The organism is Sphingomonas sp. 22176 (assembly GCF_052045505.1).
Classification (GTDB): Bacteria; Pseudomonadota; Alphaproteobacteria; order Sphingomonadales; family Sphingomonadaceae; genus Sphingomonas.
In genome coordinates, this window is record NZ_JBQEPL010000003.1 from 260457 (window position 1) to 284762 (window position 24306).

Here is a 24306-nt window from a genome sequence, read left to right on the forward strand (position 1 = left end):
GGCCGGACGCAAGCGCGGCTCCCAAAGGAGGCGCGTGGGTAAAGGGGTTCGGGTGGTTTGGGTCGCGGCATTGGCCGGGGCGGGGTTTGTGCCAGCGATTGCGCATGCCCAGCTGAACGATCCCAAGCCGGGGCAGGGTGCCCCGCAATCCGCCCCGCCGGTGGCGAGGGATACGCCCGCTGGCGATTTGCAGCAGCCTGCACCGATCGTCACGGACCAACCGATTGTCACGGACAAGGCGTTCGAAGACGCGTTGCCCAAGCTGAGCGACGACATCAATGCGCCGCTGGAGCCGCTCGGCGGGTTCCAGAAGCCCGCCCAGGGCGCCGCCGCCACTCGTGCGCCGGCGGCCGCGCCCCCAGCCGTGGTGAAGCCGCAAGCGCCTGCCGCGGTGCATTCGCAAGCGCCCGCTGGGGTCGACGAGCAGGGGTTCGCCCCCGTGGCGCCCGAAGCGCCCGAAATGGCCGCGCCGCTGCCGCCGCTGGCCGACTTCAAGGTGGCGCCGGTCGCCGACGTCGCGGACGACAACGAGAAGACGCCGACGATCCGCTACACCACCGAAGTCGACGGCCTCGCCGAACTGCGCCTCGACGACGAATTCCGCAGCCTCTCCGCGCTTCAGCACGGCAAGGGTAAGGCGGCGAACGCCGCAATGGTCACCGCCCGCGCGCGCGAGGACGAAAAGCTCGCGCTGCGGCTGATGAAGTCGCTCGGCTATTACGACGCCACCGCGTCGTCCTCGATCGCCCAGAACCCGCCCAATTCGGGCAGTCTGCGCGCGACGATCATTACCTCGCCCGGCAAGCTGTACCGATTGGGTTCGGTGCAGATCCAGAGCGATCCCACGGTGCCGCCGGGCCTGCTGGACCGCGAACTGAACCTCAACCCGGGCGATCCGATCCAGGCCGATCGCGTGCTCGGGGCCGAGGCGAACGTATCGCTGCGCATGCCGCAACAGGGCTATCCGTTCGTCGAGCTCGGCGAGCGGGACATCGTGCTCGACGACGCCACCCACACCGGCGACTACACGCTGCCGGTTACGCTGGGCCCGCGCGCGAGCTTCGGTCAGATCCAGACGACCGGGCGCCGGCAGGTGTTCACGCCCGAGCATATCAACATTTTCCGCCGCTACCGCGAAGGCCAGGTCTATGACAGCCGCAAGGTCGACGATCTGCGCCAGGCACTGATTGCGACGGGGCTGTTCTCCACCGTTTCGGTGGAGCCACAGCGGACCGGCAAGCCGGGGCCAGACGGCACCGAGCAGGTCGATCTGCTGGTGCGGCAGGTCGCGGGCAAGGCGCGCACCCTCGCGGGCGAACTGGGCTACAGCACCGGCCAGGGCATCAAGCTCCAGGCAAGCTGGGCAAGTCGCAACCTGTTCCCGCCCGAAGGCGCGCTGACGGTAAGCGGCATCGTGGGCACGCAGGAGCAGGCGCTGACCACCACCTTCCGCCGCTCCAATGCCGGCAAGCGCGACCGGACCTTGCTCGTCACGGCATCGCTCAATCACAGCGATTACGACGCGTTCGAAGCCTTCACGAGCACCTTGTCCGCCCGCATCTCGCGCGATTCCACTCCGATCTGGCAGAAGCGCTGGACCTATTATTACGGCGCCGAGCTGGTCGGCTCGAACGAGGACCGGTACAATTACAGCCTCGGCAAGCGCGACCGCGGCACCTGGCTGATCGCCGCGATCCCCACCTTCCTCGGCTATGACACCTCGGACGACCTGCTCAACCCGACGCGCGGCTATCGCATCAAGGGCAATCTGAGCGCCGAGACCTCCGTGCGCGGATCGGTGCAGCCCTATGCGCGGATGATGCTGGAAGTGGACGGCTATTACCCGATCACCAGCAACATCGTGCTGGCCGGCCGGGCGCGGGCGGGTTCGATCACCGGGGTGTCGCGCGACGACCTGCCGCCTTCGCGGCGCTATTATGGCGGCGGCGGCGGTTCGGTCCGTGGCTTCGGCTATCAGGAACTCGGCCCCCGCTCGCCCGATGACAAACCGGTCGGCGGTCGTTCGTTCAACGAGTTCGGGATCGAGGCGCGCTATCGCTTCGGCAATTACGGCATCGTCCCCTTCCTCGACGCCGGCCAGGTCTATGAAGGCACGGCGCCGACGGGGCGCAACCTGCGCTTCGGCGCGGGCATCGGTGGCCGGCTCTACACCAATTTCGGCCCGCTGCGCATCGACGTGGCGACGCCGATCGCGCGCAAGAAGAACGAATCCAAGATCGCGCTCTACATTTCGATCGGACAGGCATTCTGATGGTGGACGAAGTGCCTGAAACCGAGACGGTGACGGTGGTGCGCACCGGCAAGCCGCTCTGGGTGAAGATCGCCCAGTGGGTTGCGCTGGGGCTGGTGTCGCTCGCCGCGCTGGCAGGCCTGGCCGTGCTGGGGCTGGATACCCAGCCGGGGCGGCGGCTGATCGCGGATCAGTTGGCCCGGCTCAAACTCGATTCCGGTCTCGGCTTCCGCATCGGGCGGATCGACGGATCCATCTATGGCGGCATGGTGCTGCGCGACGTGCGGGTAAGCGACACCAAGGGGGTGTTCGCCACCGCGCAGGAGATCAAGCTCGACTGGCGGCCGCTGTCCTATCTCAAGAACCGGATCGACATCCGCAATCTGGAGAGCCCGGAAATTCGGCTCGCGCGCCTGCCGGAGCTCAAGCCCTCGGGCGATCCGAACGCGCCGCTGCTGCCGGATCTGAACATCGACGTGGCGCGGCTCAACGTCGCACGGATCGACGTCGCGCCGGCGGTGGACGGTCAGCGCCATATCGCGCGGCTCAGCGGCTCGGCGCATCTGTCGGACGGGCGCGCGCAACTGGTCGCCGATGCAGGCACGATCGCGGCGCGGGGTGTCGCGGGCGGCGACCGGGTGACCCTCAAGCTCGACGCGGTGCCCCAGGCCAACCGCCTCGACATCGACCTGAGATTAAACGCCCCCAAGGGTGGCCTCGTCGCCGGTCTCGCCAAGTTGCAGGCGCCGATGGTGGCGACCGTGCAGGGCAAGGGTGATTGGAAGCACTGGGCCGGCAAGGGTGTCGCGACGCTGGGCGGCGGCAGCCTCGCCGATCTCGACGTGACGGCCGATAACGGCCGCTTTCAGATTCGCGGCATGACCCATCCCGGCCTGTATATGCAGGGCCCGGTCGAGCGGCTGACCGCGCCGGGGCTGCGCCTCGACACCGATTTCCGCTGGGCCGACCGAAAGGCCGACGGCGTGATCAAGCTCAAGTCCGATGCGCTCTCGGCACAGGCCCAGGGTCTGGTCGATCTCGGCAACAACCAGTTCCACGGCGTCCATGTCGATGCGCTGCTGCTCAAGCCGGGCACCATCGCACCCAAGCTGGTGGGTCGCTCGGTGCGCGCCTCGCTGGCGCTGGAGGGTGCCTTCGCAACGCCGATGGTCGACTATAAGCTCTCCGCCGGCGCGATCGGTTTCGGCGAAACGGTGGTCGAGCAGCTCTATGCCGAGGGCCGCGCTCGTGTGGATTCCGATCGCATCCTGGTGCCGGTGCGCGCCAAGGCGGCGCGGGTCTCCGGGCTGAACGCCGCGGCGGGCGGTCTCGTCACCAACGTGACCGTGAATGGCGATATCGCCATCTCGGGCAGCCGGATTCTTTCGGACAATCTGCGGCTGAAGTCGGACAAGATCGACGCGACTGCGATCGTCGCCGCTGACATGGCCAAGGGCCGCTATACCGGCGCGCTCAAGGGGCGGATCAACGACTATACCATCGCCGGCGTCGGCGTAGTCGACCTCAATACCGATGCCGAGCTCTACACCGCTCCCGGCGGCGGCTGGGGCATTCGAGGCAAGGTGGCCGGGCGGTCGCGCAAGCTGTTCAACGAGGGCGTCCGCAATTTTCTGGGCGGCAACACTGTCGCCTCGGCACGGCTCAACCTCGATCCCAAGGGCGTGATCGGCATCGCCGACGTCCGCCTGAAGGCGCCACAGTTCCGCGTGCTGCGCGGGCAGGGGACCTATGATCCCGCCGGGCCGATCCGGATCACGGCGGATGCCGTGTCGGATCAGTACGGCCCGCTCAGCGCCCAGGTGACCGGCACGCTCAACGCGCCGCAGCTGCTGCTGCGTGCCGAGAAGCCGGGGCTGGGCGTCGGGCTCGCCAAGGTCGAGGCCAAGGTGGTCGGCCGCGGCGATGCCTATGCGGTGACGGCTACCGGCGAGAGCAATTACGGGCCGTTCAACGCCGATGTGCTGGTTCGCACCGGCGAGGCGCTGGCGATCCAGGTCAACGCCGCGCGCTTCGCCGGCATGGACATTGCCGGCCAGCTGCAGGCGACGTCCGCCGGGCCGTTCGCCGGCCAGCTCACCTTCCGCGGATCGGGCGTGGACGGCATCGCCACGCTGGGTGCGGAGGGCAAGTTCCAGCGCGCCGACGTGCGGGCGACCGCGGCCAATGCCACGATCCCCGGCGTCGCCGAGCTGACCATCGGCCGCGCCATCGCCAATGCGAGCATCGTGCTGGCCGATCAGCCCCAGGTCGTGGCCGACGTTCAGGTCGCCAACCTGAAGCGCGGCGAGTTCCTGCTGCGGACGGCGCGCGCCAAGATCGACTATCGCGGCGGCAACGGCACCGTGCAGGCGGTGGCCAGCGGCTCCTCTGGCGTGGCGTTCGACGTGGCGCTCAACGGCCGGATGACGCCGGCACTGTGGACGGCGGCGCTCCAAGGCCAGGCGAGCGGGGTCAAGTTCCGCACGCCCCAGGCGGCGCGGATCGCGATCGAGAACGGCACCTATCGCCTGCTGCCGACGCAGATCGACTTCGATCAGGGCAGCATCCGCCTCGCCGGTCGCTACGGCGACGGCACGGTGCTGCAGGCGCGGCTCGACAAGCTCGATCTGGCGATCGTCAACGCCTTCGTCCCTGATCTCGGCATCGGCGGCACGGCCACCGGCAGCCTCGATTTCGCCCAGACCTCGGCCGAGGCCTTCCCGAGCGCCGATATGCGGCTGGAGATCGACGATCTCACCCGCTCCAGCCTCGTCCGCGTCTCGGAGCCGGTGCATATCAGCATGGTTGGCAAGCTGCTGCCCGATGGTGGCGACCTGCGCGCGCTGATCAAGCGCGGCACCGCCACGATCGGCCGAATCGTCACGACGCTGCGACCGCTCGGCGCGGGGGCGGGCACGTGGACGGAGCGCCTGATGGCGGCCCCGCTCTCCGGCGGTATCCGCTACAACGGCCCGGCGGCACTACCCTTCGCCTTTGCGGGGCTGCCCAACCAGCAGCTCACCGGCGCGATCGGCATGGCCGCGGACTTTAGCGGCCGGGTAGATCGCCCGCAGCTCAATGGCGTGGTGCGTGCCGACAACCTGACCTATGACAATGAAGGCACCGGCACCCGCCTGACCAACCTCAAGATCGACGGCCAGTTCTCCAACGACGCCTTCGTGCTCAACCAGGCGACCGCGCGCGCTGGGGACGGCAGCGTGAGCGCCAGCGGCCGGGTCGGCCTGTCCTCGGCGGACGGCTTCCCGATGGCGATCACCATCAAGCTGGACGATGCCCGGCTGGCGCGCAGCGAAGCGCTGGGGGCGACGGCTAGCGGCACGCTCACCATCACCAAGAGCGCCGACGTCCAGAAGATCGAAGGCCAGATCAAGATTCCGGAGGCGAACTACCAGATCATCCGCCAGGGCGCGGCCGAGATCCCGGAACTCACCGGCGTGCGGCGCAAGGGCGATGTCGATCCCAACCAGCAGGCACAGTCGAGGAAGCCGGCGCGTGCCTTCGGCAATTTCGACCTCGCGATCCGGGTCCGTGCCGATAATCGCCTGATGGTGAGCGGCATGGGCCTGGAATCCGAATGGCAGGCGAACATCACCATCGGCGGCACGACGCTGAACCCGCAGATCCGGGGGACGATGGAAGTGGTGCGCGGCACCTACAGCTTCGCCAGCCGCCGCTTCGATCTGACCAAGGGCATCATCAGCTTCCAGGGTGGCGAGCTGACCAACCCGACGATCGACATTTCGGCGAACACCACGGCGGAGGGCGTAACGGCGATCCTCAACATCACCGGCACCGCGCAGAAGCCGCAGATCGCCTTCACCTCCAATCCAGCGCTGCCGCAGGACGAGGTGCTGTCGCGCCTGTTCTTCGGCACCAACGTGACCAACCTGTCCGCCACCGAGGCGATCCAGCTGGCCGCGGCGCTCAATTCGCTGCGGGCTACCGGCGGCGGGCTCAATCCGCTCGGTCAGCTGAAGTCGGCAACCGGCATCGATCGCCTGCGCGTGCTGGGCGCCGACGACACCACCGGGCGCGGCACCTCGCTGGCGGCGGGCAAATACATCACGAACAACATCTATATCGAGATCATCACCGATGCCCGCGGCTTCACCGCGACGCAGCTGGAGGTTTCGCTGTCGCGGGCGCTCAGCGTGCTCTCGCAGACGAGTTCGTTCGGCGGATCGGGTGCAACGCTGCGCTACTCGCGGGATTATTGAGGTGGCGCGGGTCCGTTAGTCGTGCAACCATGTCTCCCGGAGAGGCAAAAGATGCGCGAACATTTCGACGTGCTCGTCGTCGGCGCGGGGATTTCGGGGATCGGTGCGGGCTATCACCTGCAGACGCAGAGCCCCGGTCGCACCTATGCGATCCTCGAGGGGCGCGAGCGGATGGGGGGCACCTGGGACCTGTTCCGCTATCCCGGTATCCGCTCGGATTCCGACATGTACACGCTAGGCTTCCCGTTCCGGCCGTGGACCGATGCCAAGGTGATCGCCGACGGCGACGCGATCCTGCGCTATCTGGTGGATACTGCGCGCGAATTCGGCATCGACCGACATATCCGCTACCGCCATAAGGTCGTCGGCGCCGCCTGGTCGAGCGAGGAGGCGCTGTGGACCGTCACCGTCGAGACGGGCGGGCAGACCCGGCAGTTCAGCTGCAGCTTCCTGTTCCTGTGCGCGGGCTATTATAATTACGAGCGCGGCCATCTGCCGGACTTCCCGGGACGAGAGAGTTTTCACGGCCGTATCGTCCATCCGCAGTTTTGGACGCCCGACATCGACTATGCGGGCAAGCGCGTCGTCGTGATCGGCAGCGGTGCGACGGCGGTGACGCTGGTCCCCGAACTCGCCCGCGAGGCGGCGCATGTCACCATGCTGCAGCGCTCACCCAGTTATGTCGTGGCGCGACCGTCGCAGGACCGGATCGCCAACTGGCTGCGACGAGTCCTTCCCGCCAAGACGGCCTATGCCCTCACGCGGTGGAAGAATGTGCTGATCGGCCAGTATTTCTATGGTCTGGCGCGCAAATATCCTGCGAAAGCGAAGGAGAGGCTGGTCGCCATGGTGCGCGGCGAACTCGACCCCGGTTATGACGTCGCCACCCATTTCACCCCCAGCTACGATCCCTGGGACCAGCGGCTGTGCCTGGTGCCCGATGCCGATCTGTTCGCCGCGATCCGTGGCGGAAAGGCCGATGTCGTCACCGATCGGATCGAGCGGTTCACCGCCGATGGCCTGAAGCTGCAATCGGGGCGCGAACTTGCCGCCGACCTGGTCGTCACCGCGACAGGGCTCGAAGTGCAGCTGATGGGCGGCGTGCCGATAACGGTAGACGGCGAGCCGGTCGATTGGTCGCAGCGCCTGACCTACAAGGGCATGATGTTCTCCGGCGTGCCGAATTTCGCGATCGCCTTTGGCTACACCAATGCCAGCTGGACGCTGAAGGCGGATCTGACCGCGCGCTACGTCACTCGGCTGCTGGGCGCGATGGCGAAGCGCGGCATGCGGCAGGTGACGCCGCAGCCCTCGGCTCCGGTCGAGCCGCAGCCCTTCCTCGATTTCACCTCGGGCTATGTCCAGCGCGCGCTGCACCTGCTGCCGCGCCAGGGCCATCGCAAGCCGTGGCGGGTGCACCAGAGCTACACCCGCGACCTGCTGGCGCTGAAATATGGCGGGATCGACGACGACCTGGTCTTCTCCAACCCCGAGCCTGCCAAGCGCCGCGCCGCCTAGAGCAGGGAACGGGCGGCAGCGACGCCGGTCTTGTAGGCGCCGTGGACGGTGGAGAATTCGGTCGTCGAGCACGCTTCGCCAGCGAAGCGGAGGCGCGGATCGATCGGCGTGCCGAGCACCTGCCGGGCCGAGGCGCGGCCGGGAAGCGCATGGCTGTAGCCGCCGCGGATATGCGTCTCGCGGCTCCAGGCCGAGCCGGCGAGCAGCCGCAGCCGCCGTCGCCACTTGCCGCCGAGCAGCGCACACACTTCCTCGATCGCGAAGTCGGCCGCCCCCTGCAGCCCCCGCGCAGCCATCTCGCGCGCACCGTCGCCGCCGAACATCGCTTCGATGATCGGTCGGCCGAAGGGGCGCAGCGTATAGGTGCCGGTGAGGACGCTGCGCGGGTCGCCGAGCAGATGGGCATTGGCCTCGAGCTCGTCGGCACCCTGGTCGACCGCGAGGAACAGCTTGTCCGCCAGCCCCAGCGGCAGCGCGGCCGCGGCATGGAGCAGGTCGTCATGACCAGCGAGCATGATGTCGCCGCGGGCGAGGATGTCAGTGGAGACGGTGACGATGACCTGCGCCGCCTCCAACGTGCCGCGCGGCGTCTGCAGCTTGAGGCGCGTGCCGGAGCCATCGATCGCGGTGATCGGCGTGGCGAGCGCGGTGCGCAGGCAGCCGGCTTGTGCCGTCACCAGCGCGCCATAGCCGGCGGGCACCCGCCAATCGGTTTCGGTCGCGGAATCCTCGTAAGCGAGATAGTCGGCGGTTGAGAGCTTGGCGGTGTCGACGCCGTTGACGAAGCCGCTGATCGCATCGATCCAGGCGCTCCACCCGCTGCCCGGCACCAGCGCCGCGCCCGCTCGGTCCCCGGGCGGCGGATCCTTGCGCAGCCGGGTCTCGAACGCATCATAGGCCCTCGCAGCTTCGCGCTGTTCGGCCTGCGAGAAGCCGAGCTCGCGCCATTGCTCACGCCAGCGGGGCAGCGTCTGGTCGATCTCGAAGCCGTGGAGCGCGGCGATCTCCACCCAGGGGTTGTTCTCGGCCGAATGGAGCCAGCCTGCGCCCAGGTCGAGCGCCATGCCGTCGACATGCTCGGTCCGCGCCCGCCCGCCGAGACGGGTGTCCGCCTCGACCAGCAGCACGTCCTTGCCGGCATCGACCAGGGTGCGGGCGGCCCCGATGCCGGCGGCGCCGCCGCCGACCACGATTACGTCGAATGGTTGCATCGCGCGTTAAACGCGCGTCAGGCCGAACGGCTGCGCAGCAATGCCGATCGCAGGCATTCGCAGACCAGCTCGTCGCGCTGGTTATGCATCTGGTGCCGCCAAGTGACGATGCCTTGGCCGGGGCGCGATTTGCTCGCGCGCAGCTCCACCACTTCAGAGCTGGCGCGCAGCGTGTCGCCGAGGAACACCGGCTTGGGCATGACGAGCTTGTCATAGCCGAGATTGGCGACCAGCGATCCCGCGGTGGTGTCCGCCACGGTGACGCCGATCATCAGGCTGAACGTATAGGTGCCGTTGACCAGGATCTGGCCGAACTCGGAGGCGCGTGCCGCCTCGGCATCGAGGTGCAGCGGCTGGGTGTTGTGGGTAAGCGCGGTGAACAGGAGATTGTCGGTCTCCGTTACCGTCCGCCGCAGCGCATGCTCGATGCGGTCGCCCAGCTGCCATTCGTCGAAGAAGCGTGCCATTCAGCCTTGGTCCTGATCGAGCTTGAGCTTGAAGCCGTAGTGGCTCTTGGTCCAGCCGAGCTTCTCGTAGAAGCGGTGCGCATCGACGCGGTCGCGCATCGAGGTGAGTTGCACCATCCGGCAGCCCCGGGCGCGGCATTCCGCTACCGCCCAGTCTATCATCTGCCCGCCAAGTCCTTGACCGCGCACGGAAGAAGCGATGCGCACCGCCTCGATCTGGCCGCGCCAGGCGCCGCGAAAGGCGATGCCGGGGAGGAAGCTCAGCTGCATCGTGCCGATCACCTCGCCGTCACGTTCGGCGACGATCAGCCTCTGGTTGGGATCGCGATCGATGTCGGCAAACGCCATTTCGTAGCGCGGATCGAGCGGCAGCGAGGCATCCTCGCGCCCGCGGCTGAGCTCGTCGTCGTCGAGCATCGCGATGATGGCGGGGAGGTCGGCCAAGGTGGCGTCGCGGAAAATCATGCCGCCTTCTCCACCCGGACGAGCAGCGTGCCTTCGGTGACCTGCCCCCCGGCGGTGACCGGCAGTTCGGCGACGGTGCCGTCGAACGGCGCGGTGAGCGCATGCTCCATCTTCATTGCCTCCAGCGTGACCAGCCGCTGGCCTTTGGTGACCTGGGCGCCGGGGGCGACATCCACCGCGGTGATGCGGCCCGGCATAGGGGCGAGCAGGGTGCCGTCGCCCGCGGTGCCGATGCTTTCTGCACCGGCAGAAGCCGGAAATGCGAAGCGGTGGGGGGCGTTGCTCTCTTCGGCTTGTACCCAGACGCTGTCGCCATCGATATCATAGCGATGCGGCTCGACAGGGCCGGTTGCATCCAAATCGATATCGGTGGTCTTGCCGTCGACTGCAATTCGCACGGTATGGTGTGGGGCTGCGTTCAGACGGAAACCGAACAACGGGTTCCAGCGCGTGCCAGAGGAGACGACCCACTCGCGATTACCTCTGCCGGATAGGACGGGCTGTTCGGCCACACCCTTTTCCGGCGAGGCCAGAAGAAGCAGCGCGCCGGCAGAGAGCAATCGTGCGTCTGGTACTTCACGCTCGATCAGGCTGTCTAGCTTGCGCTCGATCAAGCCGGTGTCGATCAGTCCGTCCGCAAACTCGGGGGTTTGGAGCAGGCGAGCCATGAACTCCGCGTTGGTACGAACGGGCTGCACCCGAACGTCCTTGCAAACATCAGCAAGCTGCATCCGGGCTTCGGTGCGATCGTGGCCAGTTGCTATCAGTTTCGCGATCATGGGGTCGTAGAACGCGCTGACGGCAGCACCTTCGGCGACGCCGGTTTCAATCCGCGCACCGTGCGGCAGCATGAAGTAATCGAGCGTCCCGATCGATGGCAGGAAGCCCTTGGCCGGATCCTCCGCGTAGAGCCGTGCTTCCATCGCCCAGCCCTGGATCGACAGTTCGTCCTGGCGCTTGGGAAGCGGCTCGCCGCTGGCGACGCGGAGCTGCCACTCCACGAGATCCTGCCCGGTGATCTCCTCGGTAACCGGGTGCTCGACCTGGAGCCGGGTGTTCATTTCCATGAACCAGATGCGGTCGGGGCGAAGCCCTTCGCTGGCGTCGGCGATGAACTCGATCGTGCCGGCTCCGACATAGTCGACCGCCTTGGCCGCCCGCACCGCCGCGGCGCAGATCGCCTCGCGCGTCTCGGCATCCATGCCCGGGGCCGGGGCTTCCTCGATCACCTTCTGGTGGCGGCGCTGGAGCGAGCAGTCGCGCTCAAACAGGTGGACGACATCGCCGTGCGTGTCGCCGAACACCTGCACTTCGATGTGGCGAGGCGAGAGGATGTACTTCTCCAGCAGCACCCGGTCGTCGCCGAAGGACGAGGCTGCCTCGCGCTTGCAGCTGGCCAGCGCGTCGGCGAACTCCGCCGCGCTTTCCACCCGCCGCATGCCCTTGCCGCCGCCGCCCGCCACCGCCTTGATCAGCACCGGATAGCCGATCGCATCGGCCTCGGCCTGGAGCCGCTCGGGGCTCTGGTCCTCGCCAAGATAGCCCGGGGTGACCGGCACGCCCGCCGCGATCATCCGCGCCTTGGCGGCGTCCTTGAGGCCCATCGCGCGGATGCTGTCCGGCTTCGGCCCGACCCAGACCAGCCCGGCGGCGAGCACCGCCTCGGCGAACTCGGCGTTTTCCGAAAGGAAGCCATAGCCGGGGTGGATCGCCTCGGCCCCGGTCGCCTTGGCCGCGGCGATGATCTTTTCGCCGACCAGATAGCTCTCGCGCGCCGGGGAGGGTCCGATATGCACCGCCTCATCGGCCTGACGGACGTGGAGCGCGTTCGAGTCGGCGTCCGAATAGACCGCGATCGTGCGCAAACCCATCGCGCGGGCGGTACGGATGATGCGGCAAGCGATTTCGCCGCGATTGGCGATGAGCAGCGATTTCAGCATGATAGGCGCTCCCGAACCGCGCAAACTTCACGAAGTTCGCGCATGTCGATGAAGAAAATAACGGCGGTTTGCGGTTCGGTGGCCATCGCCGAGCCTAGGCAGATTTCGCGTGTGTAGGACAGCCCGTCACGGGTGGCGCTCCGGGAAACCGTGGCGGGTGTGGAGCGCGGCGAGCACCCCCTCGATGTCGTTGGCGAAGCCGCCCTCGGCAAAGGCGAGCGCGGGCAGGTTCTGGTTGTCCTCGCCCAGTCGCGCCACCACCGCGGCGCGGGGGCGGGGCCAGGGGACGCGGGCGACGTCGATATTCGCGGCGCGCTCCGGGAAGGCGGCGAGCAGGCCCTCCACGGTGATGCAGTCCTTGCAGTAGAAGCGGCGCGCACCGCCATAGGCCGGGTCGGCCCAGTCGGTGTCGAGCACGAACAGCGTGTCGCGGCTCATTCGGCGCATCCCGTGGTACGCGAGGTCCAGGCGAGGCTGGCGATCTTCCAGGCGCCGTTCTCGCGCACCAGGCTTACATGGTTGGTGCCGCAGTGATGCACCTTGCCGTTCAGCCGGAACACGTACGGGGCCCACACCATTGCAAGATCGCCGTCGATCTCGACCGCGGGGCTGGCGATACGCTCGTCGAACGTCTCGGGGCCGGGCTGGAAGCGGGCGAGCAACTCGGGGTTGGTCAAGGTGCGGACGGTGCTGGGGCCATTGGCGGCTTCGGTGACGATTGCTGCGCTGGCGCTCGGGAGAAGGACGGCGCCGATCGCCGCGGCATCGCGCGTGTTGATCCCGCCCAGCAGCTTGTCGACCGTCGCCAGCACGGCACGCTCGTCGCTGCCGTCGGGCGGGGCGAGCGGGTTGGCGGGCGGCAGCTTTGCCGGTGAGGGAACGCTGTGGGTCGGATTTGCAGCGGGGGGCGGCAGACCTGCAGTTTGCGCGGCAACGGCAAAAGCAATGAAAGACAATAGCATGGATCAGTCTCTGCAATATGGTTCTGAGGACATGCGTGCGCGCTTCCTCACATCCGGAACACGCCGAACTGCGGCCGCTCCGGGATCGGCGCGTTGAGCGTCGCCGCAAGGGCGAGGCCGAGCACGTCGCGGGTCTGCGCCGGATCGATGATGCCGTCGTCCCACAGCCGCGCGGTGGCGTGCCAGGGGTTGCCCTCATCCTCGTACTTCTGGCGGATCGGCGCCTTGAACGCCTCCGCCTCCTCGGGCGACCAGCCAGCGGCATCCCGGTGCACCGTGGCCAGCACGCTTGCCGCCTGCTCGCCGCCCATCACGCTGATCCGGCTGTTCGGCCAGCTGAACAGGAAGCGCGGGGAATAAGCGCGGCCGCACATGCCGTAGTTACCCGCGCCGAAGCTGCCGCCGATCAGGATGGTGAGCTTGGGCACGGTCGCGGTCGCCACCGCCGTCACCAGCTTTGCGCCATGTTTTGCAATTCCTTCCGCTTCATACTTGCCGCCGACCATGAAGCCGGAGATATTCTGGAGGAAGAGCAAAGGAATGCGGCGTTGGCAGGCGAGCTCGATGAAATGCGCGCCCTTCTGCGCGCTTTCGGAGAACAGCACGCCGTTGTTGGCGAGGATCGCGACCGGCATGCCCCAGATATGCGCGAAGCCGCACACCAGCGAGCTGCCGTACAGTGCCTTGAACTCGTGGAACTCCGATCCGTCGACTAGTCGCGCGATCACCTCGTGCACGTCATAGGGCGCTCGGACGTCGGCGGGGAGGATGCCGTAGAGCTCCTCGGGCGCATATCTGGGCGGGCGCGGATCCTTTAGCGCCACATCGGGCACGCGATCGGCGGGGAGGTGGCTGACGATGTCGCGGACGATGGTCAGCGCATGTTCGTCATTCTCGGCGAGATGATCGACCACGCCCGAGCGGCGGGCATGGAGGTCGCCGCCGCCGAGATCCTCAGCGCTGATCTCCTCGCCCGTCGCCGCCTTCACCAGCGGCGGGCCGGCGAGGAAGATCGTGCCCTGGTTGCGGACGATCACGCTCTCGTCTGACATAGCGGGGACGTACGCGCCGCCAGCGGTGCAGCTGCCCATCACGCAGGCGATCTGCGGGATGCCCTGCGCGGACATGGTCGCCTGGTTGAAGAAGATGCGGCCGAAATGATCCTTGTCCGGGAACACCTCGGCCTGGTGCGGCAGGTTGGCGCCGCCGCTGTCGACGAGGTAGATGCAGGGCAGGCGGTTGGCCTCGGCGATCTCCTGCGCGCGGAGATGCTTCTTCACCGTCATCGGATAATAGGTGCCGCCCTTCACGGTGGCGTCGTTGCAGACGATCATGCAGCTTCGGCCCGAGACGCGGCCGATGCCGGCGATCACCCCCGCGCCTGGGACTTCGCCTTCATAGAGGTCGCAGGCGGCGAGTTGGCCGATCTCGAGGAAGGGGCTGCCGGGATCGAGCAGCCGCTCGACGCGCTCGCGGGGGAGCAGCTTGCCGCGCGCGACATGCTTGGCGCGGGCGGACTCGCTGCCGCCGAGTGCGGCCTGCGCGACATCGGCGCGGAGCTTCTCGGCGAGGGCGCGGTGGTGCGCCGCCTGGGCGCGGAACTGGTCGCTGTCGGGGTTGACCTGCGTGGGAAGAACGGGAGCAGACATCGTAGGTTACGCCGCCCCCAGCAATTCGCGGCCGATCAGCATGCGGCGGATTTCGTTGGTCCCTGCGCCGATGTCGAGCAGCTTGGCGTCGCGCAGGAAGCGTTCGACCGGCCAGTCCTTGGTGTAGCCGGCACCACCCAGTGCCTGCACCGCCTCGCCCGCCACGCGGAAGGCGTTCTCGCTCGCGAGCAGGATCGCTCCCGCCGCATCGAAGCGCGTCGTCTTGCCCGCATCGCAGCTGCGCGCCACGGCATAGACATAGGCGCGCGCCGAATTGAGCGCGACATACATGTCGGCGATCTTGGCCTGCATCAGCTGGAAGCTGCCGATCGCCTGGCCGAACTGCTTGCGCTCGCGCAGGTACGGCAGGACGACGTCGAGGCACGCCTGCATGATGCCTAGCTGGATGCCGGCGAGCACGGTCCGCTCATAGTCCAGCCCGCTCATCAGCACGGCTACGCCGCCGTTGAGCGGGCCCATGACGTTCGCTTCCGGCACTTCGCAATCGGTGAACACCAGTTCCGAGGTGGGCGAGCCGCGCATGCCCATCTTGTCGATCTTCTGGCCGATCGCGAAGCCGGGCATGTCCTTCTCGATCAGGAAGGTCGTGATGCCGCGCGAGCCTTCGCCGGTCTTGGCGTAGACCACCAGCGTGTCGGCGTACGCCGCGTTGGTGATCCAGAATTTGGTGCCGTTGAGCACATAGCCGCCCTGGACCTTCTCGGCCTTGAGCTTCATCGAGACCACGTCGGAGCCGGCCCCGGCTTCGGACATGGCAAGGCTGCCGACATGCTCGCCCGAGATCAGCTTGGGGAGATATTTGGCTTTCTGCTCTGCATTGCCCCAGCGGGCGATCTGGTTGACGCAGAGGTTCGAGTGCGCGCCGTAGCTGAGGCCGATCGAGGCCGAGGCGCGGGCGACTTCCTCGCACGCGATGACATGTTCGAGATAGCCGAGGCCGAGGCCGCCGTCGGCTTCGGGGACGGTGATGCCGTGCAGGCCCAGCTCGCCCATCGCGGCCCAGAGCTCGTTGCGGGGAAACCAGTCCTCGGCGTCGATCCGCGCGGCGAGCGGCGCGATCTTGTCGCGGGCGAAGCGCGCGGTGGTGTCGCGGATCATGTCGGCGGAATCGCCGAGGGCGAAGTCGAAGTCCGGGGTCATGCTTGTTCCTCTCCAACGGTCACGATCATGCCGTCGATTGTTGTCACGGGCCATGGAAGCAGTCGCGCGCCGACGCAAGGGCCGCCGACGCACCGGCCCTCCTCCACGGTGTAGAGCGCGCCGTGCCAGCTGCACTGGATATGGCTGGCATCGGGGGTGAGATAGGCGTCGAGCTTTTGGGTCAGCGGCACCGGCATGTGGGCGCAGCGATCGACATAGCCGAAGACTTGGGCACCGCGGCGGACGACAAAGCCGTGGAAGCGGCCGGCGCGCATCTCCAGCACGAAATTGCGGGCGGTGCCGTCGGGGATCAGGTCGAGCGGCCCGAGCTTCACGCCGGCTGGGGTTTTCGTCAGTCGCTCGGTCATGCGCGGATAAAAGCTTTCAACGCTTCACGGTTCGCGTTCTCCTTCCGCTTGCGGGAGGGGCCAGGGGAGGGGCTGCACCGTCTAAGCGCTGCTTCCACGTCGTTCCCTCCCCCGACCCCTCCCGCAAGCGGGAGGGGAGCGCAGGTTGCAGCGGTCGGAGACATCACGGCAGCTGTGCCTTGGGGAAGCCTTCCCATACCGCGTCATAGTCCGGCTGGGCGTGGGCTAGCGCGTGCTCGGTCGGACGGTAGGGCCAACAGGTCTCGACCATGAACGCCATGGTGCCCTCGATCTTGTGGGGCTTGAGCTCGGCGTTGGACGCACCGCGCCAGCTGGCGACGTCGGGGCCGTGCCCCGCCATCAGGTTGTGGAGCGACAGCCCACCCGGCGCGAAGCCCTCGGCCTTCGCGTCGTACGCGCCGTGGATCAGCCCCATCGCCTCGCTCATCACGTTGCGGTGGAACCAGGGCGGGCGGAACGTGTCTTCCGCCACCATCCAGCGCGGCGGGAAGATCACGAAATCGGCGTTGGCGCGGCCCGCCACGGTGCTCGGCGAGGTGAGGACGGTGAAGATCGAGGGATCGGGATGGTCGAAGCTGACCGTGTTGATCGCGTTGAACCGGGCGAGATCGTAGCGATAGGGCGCGAGGTTGCCGTGCCATGCCACTACGTCGAGCGGGCTGTGCGGCAGGGTGGTTATCCACAGACTTGCCAACGACTTCTGCACAAGCTGGAACTGCGTGTCGCGATCCTCGAACCAGGCGGCGGGGGTCTCGAAGTCGCGGGGATTGGCGAGACCGTTGGCGCCGATGGGCCCAAGATCGGGCAGGCGGAAGGGCGCGCCGTAATTCTCGGCGACGTAGCCGGCGGCGCTGCCTTCGGGCAGCAGCACGCGGAAGCGTACGCCGCGCGGGATCACCGCGATCTGGCCCGGGGCGATGTCGATCCGGCCGAGTTCGGTGAGCAGCACCAGCGCGCCGGCCTGGGGGATGAAGAGCAGTTCGCCGTCCGCGTCGACAAAGGCGCGGGTCTCCATGTCCCGATTGGCGGCGTAGCGGTGGACGACGACGCCTTCCAGATCGGCGGGGTCGCGGGTCGTCAGCATCGTCTCCATGCCGTCGATCCAGTCGACCGGCGCGGCGGGCGCGGGGATCGGGTCCCAGCGGAGGCGGTTCGGGGCGAGCGGCTTCAGCGAAGTGCGGGGCGAAAAGCGCGGGGCACCGTGATAGGGCCGGTAGGGCGGATGCTCGGCGCTGGGGCGCAGGCGATAGAGCCAGCTGCGGCGGTTCTCGGCGCGCGGCGCGGTAAAGGCGGTGCCGGAGAGCTGCTCGGCATAGAGGCCATAAGGCGGCCGCTGCGGGCTGTTGCGGCCGATCGGCAGCGCGCCGGGCACCGCTTCGGTCGAGACATGGTTGCCGAAGCCGGGGAAATACTGGGTCACGTGGCTCGTCCTCTCCAGCGCGTCTCCCCTTTTGGATCAGGACGGGGAGGGGGCGTTCGGTGGGGCCGGGGTATGCCATGCTGTTCCTGCGGCGGCACCCCCGGCTCTCTCCCTCTCCGAACTGGTCAGGCGTCGACCTTGATCACGCCGCGGCGGATCTGGTCGAGCTCGATGCTCTCGAACAGCGCCTGGAAATTGCCGTTGCCGAAGCCTTCATTGCCCTTGCGCTGGATGATCTCGAAGAAGATCGGGCCGAACATCGTCTCGGTGAAGATCTGGAGCAGGATGCCCTCGTTGTTCTCCACCGAGCCGTCGATCAGGATGCGGTTCTTGCGCAGCCGCTCGACATCCTCGCCGTGGCCGGGGACGCGCTTGTCGATCAGCTCGTAATAGGTCTCGATCGTGTCCTGCAGCCGCACGCCGCGGGCGCGGAGGCGCTCGACGGTGTCGTAGATGTCGTCGGTGGTCAGCGCGAGGTGCTGGATGCCTTCGCCATTATATTCGCGGAGGAATTCCTCGATCTGGCTGTTGTCGTCCTGGCTCTCGTTGAGCGGGATGCGGATCGCCTTGTCGGGCGCGATCATCGCCTGGCTGAACAGGCCCGTCGCCTTGCCCTTGATGTCGAAATACTTCTGCTCCTCGAAGCCGAAGAGCGTACGGTAGAACTCGCTCCACACCCGCATCTGGCCGCGGCGGACATTGTGGGTGAGGTGGTCGAGCAGGTCGAGCCCGACACTGTTCTCCGCCTCCGCTTCGCGCCAGCCCGGGAACTCGGCCCAGTTGGCATAGAGGTCATCGCCGTCCTGGATGAAATAGAGATAGGAGCCGCCGATGCCCTGGATGACGGTGTCGTCCTCATCGGTGGGCTTGCCGCCATGGGCGAGCGCCCATTCCATCGCCTTTTTCGGGTCCGACACGCGGAACGCCATGGCGCTCGCCGAAGGGCCATGCTCGCCGCGGAAGGCGGCGACGCGGCCGGCGTCGTCGCGGTTGAGCATCAGGTTGATGCGGCCCTGCTTGTAGCGGGTGATGTTCTTGCGCGGATGGCGGTGGGTGGGGACGAAGCCCAGCTGCTCGAACTGGCGCGCCATCGCGTCCGGATCGGGCGAGGTGAACTCGACGAACTCGAAGCCGTTGAGGCCGAGCGGGTTGGCGGTATCGGTCATGGCCACCTGATACCCCAAACCTCGATTTAGTGTCAAATGTTACCAGTTCGCTACAGACCCTCGCCGCCGACCCAATGCGCGTTGGAGAGGCGACGGGCGACCGCCCAGGTCTGGGTGCGGATATCGGGCACCGCGACGATCTCCCAGAAGGCGCCGCGGGTCATCGGGCCGAGCGCGTAGAGATTGGCGTTGGCGCTTCCGTCGGCGGCAATCGTCTGGCCCTGGTTGTCGACATCGATGCCGATATGCGCGGGGTCCGGGCGAATCACCCCGCGCGCGGCGAGGCGCTGGAGCAGCGGCTCGCGCGACCGGGCGAGGTCGCCGAGCGGGCCGGTACAGTTGATGATGCGCTGGGCGAGAATCGTCTCGGGCGCAGCCTGTCCGCGCGGGCGGAGGGTGACGGCGATGCCGTTCGGGCGTTCCACGAAGCCCAGAGTCTTGGCGGGGCGTACCTCCAGCTGCCCGCGATCGATCAGCGCCTGCAGCCGCGCATGGACCTCGGGGGCGAGGCGGTGGCGGTGGACGTCCCACCAGGGGCGGAGGTGGCGGAGAAAGCGGGCGCGCTCGTCTTCGCTGGCATTGGCCCACATCGGCTGGGTGAAGGGGCGGAGTTCGTCGACCGCGTTGCGCCAGCCGACCTGCTCGGCCCGGTCGCGCACGGCGCGGACCAGCGCGGAGGCTCTGGTGCGGGGGCGTTCGCGGAGCTTGTCCCAGTCCTGCCCCGGGCCATGGGGACGAGGGAGCAGGCCGCGGCGTGAAACCGCGACGATCTTGCCGCCGAACCCGCGCGCCTCCAGCAGCAGCGCGACGTCGACCATGGTGAGGCCGGTGCCGATCACCAGCACAGTATCGCTGTCGGAAAGGCCCTCGGGCACGCTCGGGTCCCAAGGATCGCCCTTGTAGCGTTGGGCGGAAAGCGTTGCGGGGTCGAGACCCGGCGGATCGTGCGGCGGCAGATTGCCGACCGCGAGCACCGCGGCATCGGCACACAGCGTGCCGTCGGACAGTTGCAGCGTCGCGCCGTCGGCGTCGAAGGTCACGTCCTCCACTTCGCCGCGGACGAGGCGCAGGCGATCCGGATAGCGAGCGAGCGCCTGTTCGAGCATCTCGCGCAGATATTCGCCATAGACGCGGCGTGGCACGAAGCTGGCAGCGGCATGCTCCACCCCGCGCGCCTCAAGCCAGCGGACGAGATGTCCCGGATCGTCCGGGAACGCGCTCATGTTCGCGGCGCGGACGTTGAGCAGGTGCGAGGGGTGGGCCGCGCCGTAGGCGAGCCCGGTGCCCGCCACCGGCGCGCGTTCGATGAGCGTGGCGCGCGGGCCCTCATGGCGGATCAGGTTGATCGCCTGGAGCGTGCCCGAAAAGCCCGCGCCGATAATGGCGACGTGTTCGATCATGGTTGCGGCTCCCCCGATGCCGGCGTCAAATTTCGTAGTCGAGCTGCCACTCGGGCTGGCGGAAGGCGGGCTGCTGCTCGGCAAAGGCGGGCTGGCGTGCCTTCATCTGGGCATAGAGCCGCTTCACCGAGTCGCTCGCGGTACGGACGAACAGGAAGGGCAGCACCGCATGGACGATACAGGCGGCGCCGCCGACCATCATCGTAACGCCGAACCGCGCCGCAGTGGCGGCATGCTCGCCATAGCTTTCGCCGACGCTGCGGGGATGGGTGAGGAAAAGCCGAGTGATCATATGGGAAATGTACGCGGGATCGCGGCAGGGGGGAAGGGCGTCCGTCCCAAATCCCTCTCCCTTTGTAGGAGAGGAGATTCCCCTCCCGCTTGCGGGAGGGGCTAGGGGAGGGGGTGACGTGGCGAGGGCGGACGCGGCTGCGGCCACCCCCTCCCCCGACCCCTCCCGCAAGCGGGAGGGGAGCGCAGGCTCACAGCTTGGCGATCGTCTCGGCGAGCGCGGTCACGTCGACGTCGCTGCCTTCGGTGGCCACGGTTTCGGTGAGGTGCGCGCGGACCAGATCGAGCAGCGGCAGCTTCGCGCCGACAGCCTCGGCGGCTTCCCCGGCAAGGCGCATGTCCTTGAGGCCCAGCGGCGCGGCGAAGCCGGCGGGGCGGTGGCGGCGCTCGGCGATCGGCGGGCCATAGACCTTGTGGATCGCGCCGTCGAAGATCGTGCCCGAGAACACCTCGAGCATCTTCGCGCGGTCGACGCCGCCCTTTTCGCCGAGGGACATCGCCTCGCCATAGGCCTCGACGGTGGCCATGATCATGAAGTTGCCGGCGAGCTTCACCAGGTTCGCGGCCGAAGGCTTGTCGCCCATCGGGAAGGTGACGCGGCCCAGCGCGTCGAGGATCGGCGCGGCGACCTCCATCGCCTCGGGCGACCCTGCGGCGACAATGGCGAGCTTGCCCTGCGCGGCGACCGGCGGGCGGCCGAAGACCGGTGCTGAGACGAACTGGTGCCCGGCTTCTGCGTGATGCTCGGCGAGCTTGTCGGCGGTCGCGACGGCGATGGTGCTGTGCGAGAGATGCAGCGCGCCCGGCGCCATGCCCGCGAGCACGCCGTCCTCGCCTTCGAGGATCGCGGTCAGCGCCGCATCGTCCGCCACCATGGTCAGCACCGCCTGGGCGCCGTCGGCGGCTTCGCGCGGGGTGCGGGCGAGGCGGGCGCCGCGCTCGGTAAGGGCGGCGGCCTTGTCGGGCGAGCGGTTCCAGACGGTAAGCGTGTGCCCGGCATCGAGCAACGCGCCCGCCATGCCGATTCCCATCTGTCCAAGCCCGAGAAATGCGAGGTCCATGCGTGTCTCCCTGAAATGCGGTGCAGCATGTGGGGTGCGGGGCCCGGAACCCAAGGGATTATCCGCCGATCAGCACCGCCGCGTCGATGAGCGCCCGCGGCACCGAGACCCCCGGGGTGGTGCCGATATAGCGGGGGACCCAGCTGGGGCCGAACTTCTGCTTGAACGATCGCAGCCCCGAAAAGCCGTAGATCCGCTCGCCATGGCCATAGACCGCCGCCCCGAGCCGCGACCAGATCGGCGCGAGCGGGCCGGGCTTGAGGCCTGAGAGCGGCGCCATGCCGAGGTTGAAGCGCTGGAAGCCCTGCGCCGCGCCATACTGCAGCAGCCGCACGAACAGCAGATCCATCGCGCCATAGGGCGTGCCGGGCCGGTGGCGCATCAGGTCGACCGAGATTTCCTCGCGATTGGGTGTCTCCCAGAGATTGGCGAAGGCAACGATCTCGCCCGCCAGCCGCAGCACCGCGCAGTCGAACTGCGACAGATAGTCGGGATCGAAGCGGCCCAGGCTGAAGCGCTTCTCGGCGCCGGTCTTTCCCGCCAGCCAGGCATCGGAGACCCGCTGGAGATCGGGAAGCAGCGCAGGCACCTGCGCGGCGGGCACCACCTCGAACACCAGGCCTTCGCTGGTCGCACGCTTGACCGAATAGCGCAGCGACTTGAACTGCCCGCCCTTGAGGTCATAGCCCTGGCGAAGATCGACCACCGCTTCCTCGCCATATTTGAGCGGCTGAAGGCCGAGTTCGACAACCAGCGGCAGCATCGCCGCGCTGACCTGGAACAGGCAGAGCCGGCCCCGCACGGCATCGCAGCGTCGGCGGATTTCCCAGATCAGCTCGGACCAGGCTTCCTCGGGTCCGACCGGATCGCCCATCACGATCCAGGTGCGGCCCTGCACGCGGTACATCAGGAAGGCGTCGCCCGAGGTGGAGACGAGGAAGTCCTTGTCGCCGGTATAGGCCAGCATCGCATCGGCGCGGCTGGTGGCGCCAAGCGCGCGCGTCGCCACCTCCGGATCGAGCGCCTGATGCTCGCGCACCCGGGGGGCTGCCGACATCAGCCGCCAGAACGCCCAGCCGACCAGCAGGATCGTCGCGCCCAGCGTGGCGCGAAGGAAGCGGGGGGCGTTGCCGCGCCAGGCGAAATCCCACCACAGATCGTCGCTGTACGGCACGCGCTTATAGGCGAAGAAGCCGGCCCAGGCGCTCAGCAGCAGCGCGATCAGCGCCGCCGCCCACCACCAGCGGGCGACCGGCGCCGAGCCGATCCCGGCGCTGCGATAGAAGCCGGGCCGGGCATATTGGAGCAGCCCGGCGACGATCAGCAGCACCGTCGCTTCCTCGACATCGATGCCCTTCGCGAGCGAGAAGATCGCGCCCGCGACCAGCAGCAGCCGCGCGGCATAGAAGCCGCTCTTGAGCCGCGCCTGCACCGCCGGGGCGATCAGCAGCAGCGCGGTGCCGACCAGGCTCGCGGCAAAGTGCGAGCCTTCGACGAAGGGCAGCGGCAGGACGCCGTGGAGCGGGTGCATCCGGCCATGCGCCGGCGGCAGCGCGCCCGAGACGAGCAGCACCAGTCCGCCGCCGAACACGAGCAGCGCGAGCAGCGGCGGGACCAAAGTCTGCCCGATCCGGTGCGCGACGCTCAGCCCCGCCGCGATCGGATGGCGCAGCCGCCGTCCCTCGATGCCGACCAGCAGCCCGCCGGCGACGAGCAGCGGAAGGAGATAGTAAAGCACCCGGTATAGCAGCAGTGCGGCGAACAGGTCGCTGCGGCCGATTGGAACCAGCGCCAGCATCACCGCCTCGAACACGCCGATCCCGCCCGGCACATGGGTGACCAGCGCGATGACGATGGCGAGCGCATAGGCGAGGTAGAAGCTGCCGATCAGCGCCGGATCGGCATGGGGGATCAGGACGAACAGCGCGCCCGAGGCACAGGCCAGGTCGAGTGCGGCGATGCCGATCTGGGCCGCCATCAGCGGGGCGGGCGGCAGCGGCAGGGTCGCACTGCCGAGGCGCAGTTCGGCCAGGCCGCGGGCGCGCGCTACGAACAGCGCGGCAAAGGCGAGCAGGACGGCGACGCCCACGCCATGGAGCAGCGGCAGCGGCAGCGTCTGGCCGAACAGTGCCAGCGGCTGCGGGGCGACGAGCAGCGCGATGGCGGTCACCGCGAACACGCCGCTCCAGAAGGTCGCACCGGCGATCAGGGTGATGCGGGCTACATCGGCGAAGTCCAGCCCCGCCGCGCCGTACGCCCGCAGCCGCGCAGTGCCGCCGGTGAGCAGCGACAGACCGAGATTATGGCTGATCGTGTAGCTGGTGAACGAGGCCAGCGCCGCGGTCCGCCAGGGCAATCGCTGGCCGATCGCGCGCACCGCGAACCAGTCGTAGAGGGTGAGCGCCAGATAGGAAGCGGTGGTGAGCCCCAGCGCCGCCGCCAGCCGCACCGGCTGGATCTGGTGCAGCGCGTGCCGCACGTCGCGCAGGCGCACCTCGGCGAGGATGGTACGTACCGCCTCGAAGCCCAGCGCGGCCAGCGCCAGCGTGACCAGGATCAGCAGCGGCCGGCGATGGCGCGCGAGCCAGGCCAACAGACCGTGTCCGGTCGACGGCTCTTCCTCCGGCGCCTCGGTATCCGCAATCTGCATCCAACTCCCCCAACGGCGCCTTTCCCGTGCGCCGCCTGCCTTTATCCGGGGGACCGGCGGCGGGCAA

18 protein-coding genes are annotated in these 24306 nt (G+C 68.2%); 3 read left to right on the plus strand and 15 right to left on the minus strand.

Features of this window, described 5'->3' with window-relative positions; all coding sequences use genetic code 11:
- The first annotated feature begins 88 nt into the window (after positions 1 to 88).
- From ACTJKY_RS13170 to ACTJKY_RS13180, 3 genes are read left to right on the plus strand one after another with little or no spacing between them, the layout of a single operon-like run.
- Positions 89 to 2272 carry a BamA/TamA family outer membrane protein gene (locus ACTJKY_RS13170; protein WP_440846849.1) on the plus strand — a complete coding sequence of 728 codons (2184 nt, stop codon included), beginning with the start codon at positions 89 to 91 and terminating at the stop codon, positions 2270 to 2272.
- Complete coding sequence (locus ACTJKY_RS13175; RefSeq protein ID WP_440846599.1) at positions 2272 to 6489, plus strand: translocation/assembly module TamB domain-containing protein; 4218 nt, start codon at positions 2272 to 2274, stop codon at positions 6487 to 6489. The genes ACTJKY_RS13170 and ACTJKY_RS13175 overlap by 1 nt, the downstream gene beginning before the upstream one ends.
- A 51-nt stretch (positions 6490 to 6540) precedes the next feature.
- Positions 6541 to 8007 (plus strand): flavin-containing monooxygenase, encoded by a 1467-nt coding sequence (locus tag ACTJKY_RS13180; protein WP_440846600.1) that lies wholly within the window; start codon positions 6541 to 6543, stop codon positions 8005 to 8007.
- On the opposite strand, the gene ACTJKY_RS13185 is transcribed toward ACTJKY_RS13180, so the two are convergent.
- The 15 genes from ACTJKY_RS13185 to mprF form a co-directional block, all read right to left on the minus strand.
- Positions 8004 to 9218: a flavin monoamine oxidase family protein gene (locus ACTJKY_RS13185; protein ID WP_440846601.1), complete on the minus strand. Its 1215-nt coding sequence runs from the start codon at positions 9216 to 9218 to the stop codon at positions 8004 to 8006. The two genes, ACTJKY_RS13180 and ACTJKY_RS13185, sit on opposite strands and share 4 nt — an antisense overlap.
- Positions 9219 to 9235: 17 nt before the next feature.
- Positions 9236 to 9685, minus strand: a complete 450-nt coding sequence (locus tag ACTJKY_RS13190) for a MaoC family dehydratase (RefSeq protein ID WP_126001132.1) — start codon at positions 9683 to 9685, stop codon at positions 9236 to 9238.
- Positions 9686 to 10150: an N-acetyltransferase family protein gene (locus ACTJKY_RS13195; protein ID WP_440846602.1), complete on the minus strand. Its 465-nt coding sequence runs from the start codon at positions 10148 to 10150 to the stop codon at positions 9686 to 9688. It lies immediately after the preceding gene.
- Entirely contained in the window at positions 10147 to 12090 is a 1944-nt protein-coding gene (locus ACTJKY_RS13200) for an acetyl/propionyl/methylcrotonyl-CoA carboxylase subunit alpha (RefSeq protein ID WP_440846603.1), read from the minus strand. The genes ACTJKY_RS13195 and ACTJKY_RS13200 overlap by 4 nt, the downstream gene beginning before the upstream one ends.
- Positions 12091 to 12216: 126 nt before the next feature.
- Positions 12217 to 12528, minus strand: a complete 312-nt coding sequence (locus ACTJKY_RS13205; protein WP_440846604.1) for a DUF3088 family protein — start codon at positions 12526 to 12528, stop codon at positions 12217 to 12219.
- Positions 12525 to 13052: a nuclear transport factor 2 family protein gene (locus ACTJKY_RS13210; RefSeq protein ID WP_440846605.1), complete on the minus strand. Its 528-nt coding sequence runs from the start codon at positions 13050 to 13052 to the stop codon at positions 12525 to 12527. Before ACTJKY_RS13210 ends, ACTJKY_RS13205 begins: the two co-directional genes overlap by 4 nt.
- Positions 13053 to 13099: 47 nt before the next feature.
- Complete coding sequence (locus tag ACTJKY_RS13215) at positions 13100 to 14701, minus strand: carboxyl transferase domain-containing protein (protein ID WP_440846606.1); 1602 nt, start codon at positions 14699 to 14701, stop codon at positions 13100 to 13102.
- Positions 14702 to 14707: 6 nt separating this feature from the next.
- Entirely contained in the window at positions 14708 to 15862 is a 1155-nt protein-coding gene (locus ACTJKY_RS13220; protein ID WP_440846607.1) for an isovaleryl-CoA dehydrogenase, read from the minus strand.
- Complete coding sequence (locus tag ACTJKY_RS13225; protein WP_440846608.1) at positions 15859 to 16230, minus strand: Rieske (2Fe-2S) protein; 372 nt, start codon at positions 16228 to 16230, stop codon at positions 15859 to 15861. The genes ACTJKY_RS13220 and ACTJKY_RS13225 overlap by 4 nt, the downstream gene beginning before the upstream one ends.
- A gap of 163 nt (positions 16231 to 16393) precedes the next feature.
- The gene (gene hmgA, locus ACTJKY_RS13230) at positions 16394 to 17671 is read right to left on the minus strand and encodes a homogentisate 1,2-dioxygenase (protein ID WP_440846609.1); all 1278 of its coding nucleotides are present in this window, start codon (positions 17669 to 17671) and stop codon (positions 16394 to 16396) included.
- 125 nt (positions 17672 to 17796) lie between these two features.
- Complete coding sequence (hppD, locus tag ACTJKY_RS13235) at positions 17797 to 18837, minus strand: 4-hydroxyphenylpyruvate dioxygenase (protein WP_440846610.1); 1041 nt, start codon at positions 18835 to 18837, stop codon at positions 17797 to 17799.
- Positions 18838 to 18887: 50 nt separating this feature from the next.
- Positions 18888 to 20237, minus strand: coding sequence for an FAD/NAD(P)-binding protein (locus ACTJKY_RS13240; RefSeq protein WP_440846611.1), 1350 nt, complete (start codon positions 20235 to 20237; stop codon positions 18888 to 18890).
- A 25-nt stretch (positions 20238 to 20262) separates the two neighbouring features.
- A complete protein-coding gene (locus ACTJKY_RS13245) occupies positions 20263 to 20529 on the minus strand; it encodes a DUF6356 family protein (protein ID WP_440846612.1) in 267 nt (88 codons plus the stop codon).
- A 190-nt stretch (positions 20530 to 20719) separates the two neighbouring features.
- Positions 20720 to 21589 carry an NAD(P)-dependent oxidoreductase gene (locus ACTJKY_RS13250; RefSeq protein WP_440846613.1) on the minus strand — a complete coding sequence of 290 codons (870 nt, stop codon included), beginning with the start codon at positions 21587 to 21589 and terminating at the stop codon, positions 20720 to 20722.
- 58 nt (positions 21590 to 21647) lie between these two features.
- On the minus strand, positions 21648 to 24239 hold the full coding sequence (mprF, locus tag ACTJKY_RS13255; protein WP_440846614.1) for a bifunctional lysylphosphatidylglycerol flippase/synthetase MprF: 2592 nt from the start codon (positions 24237 to 24239) through the stop codon (positions 21648 to 21650).
- Between the last annotated feature and the right edge of the window lie 67 nt (positions 24240 to 24306).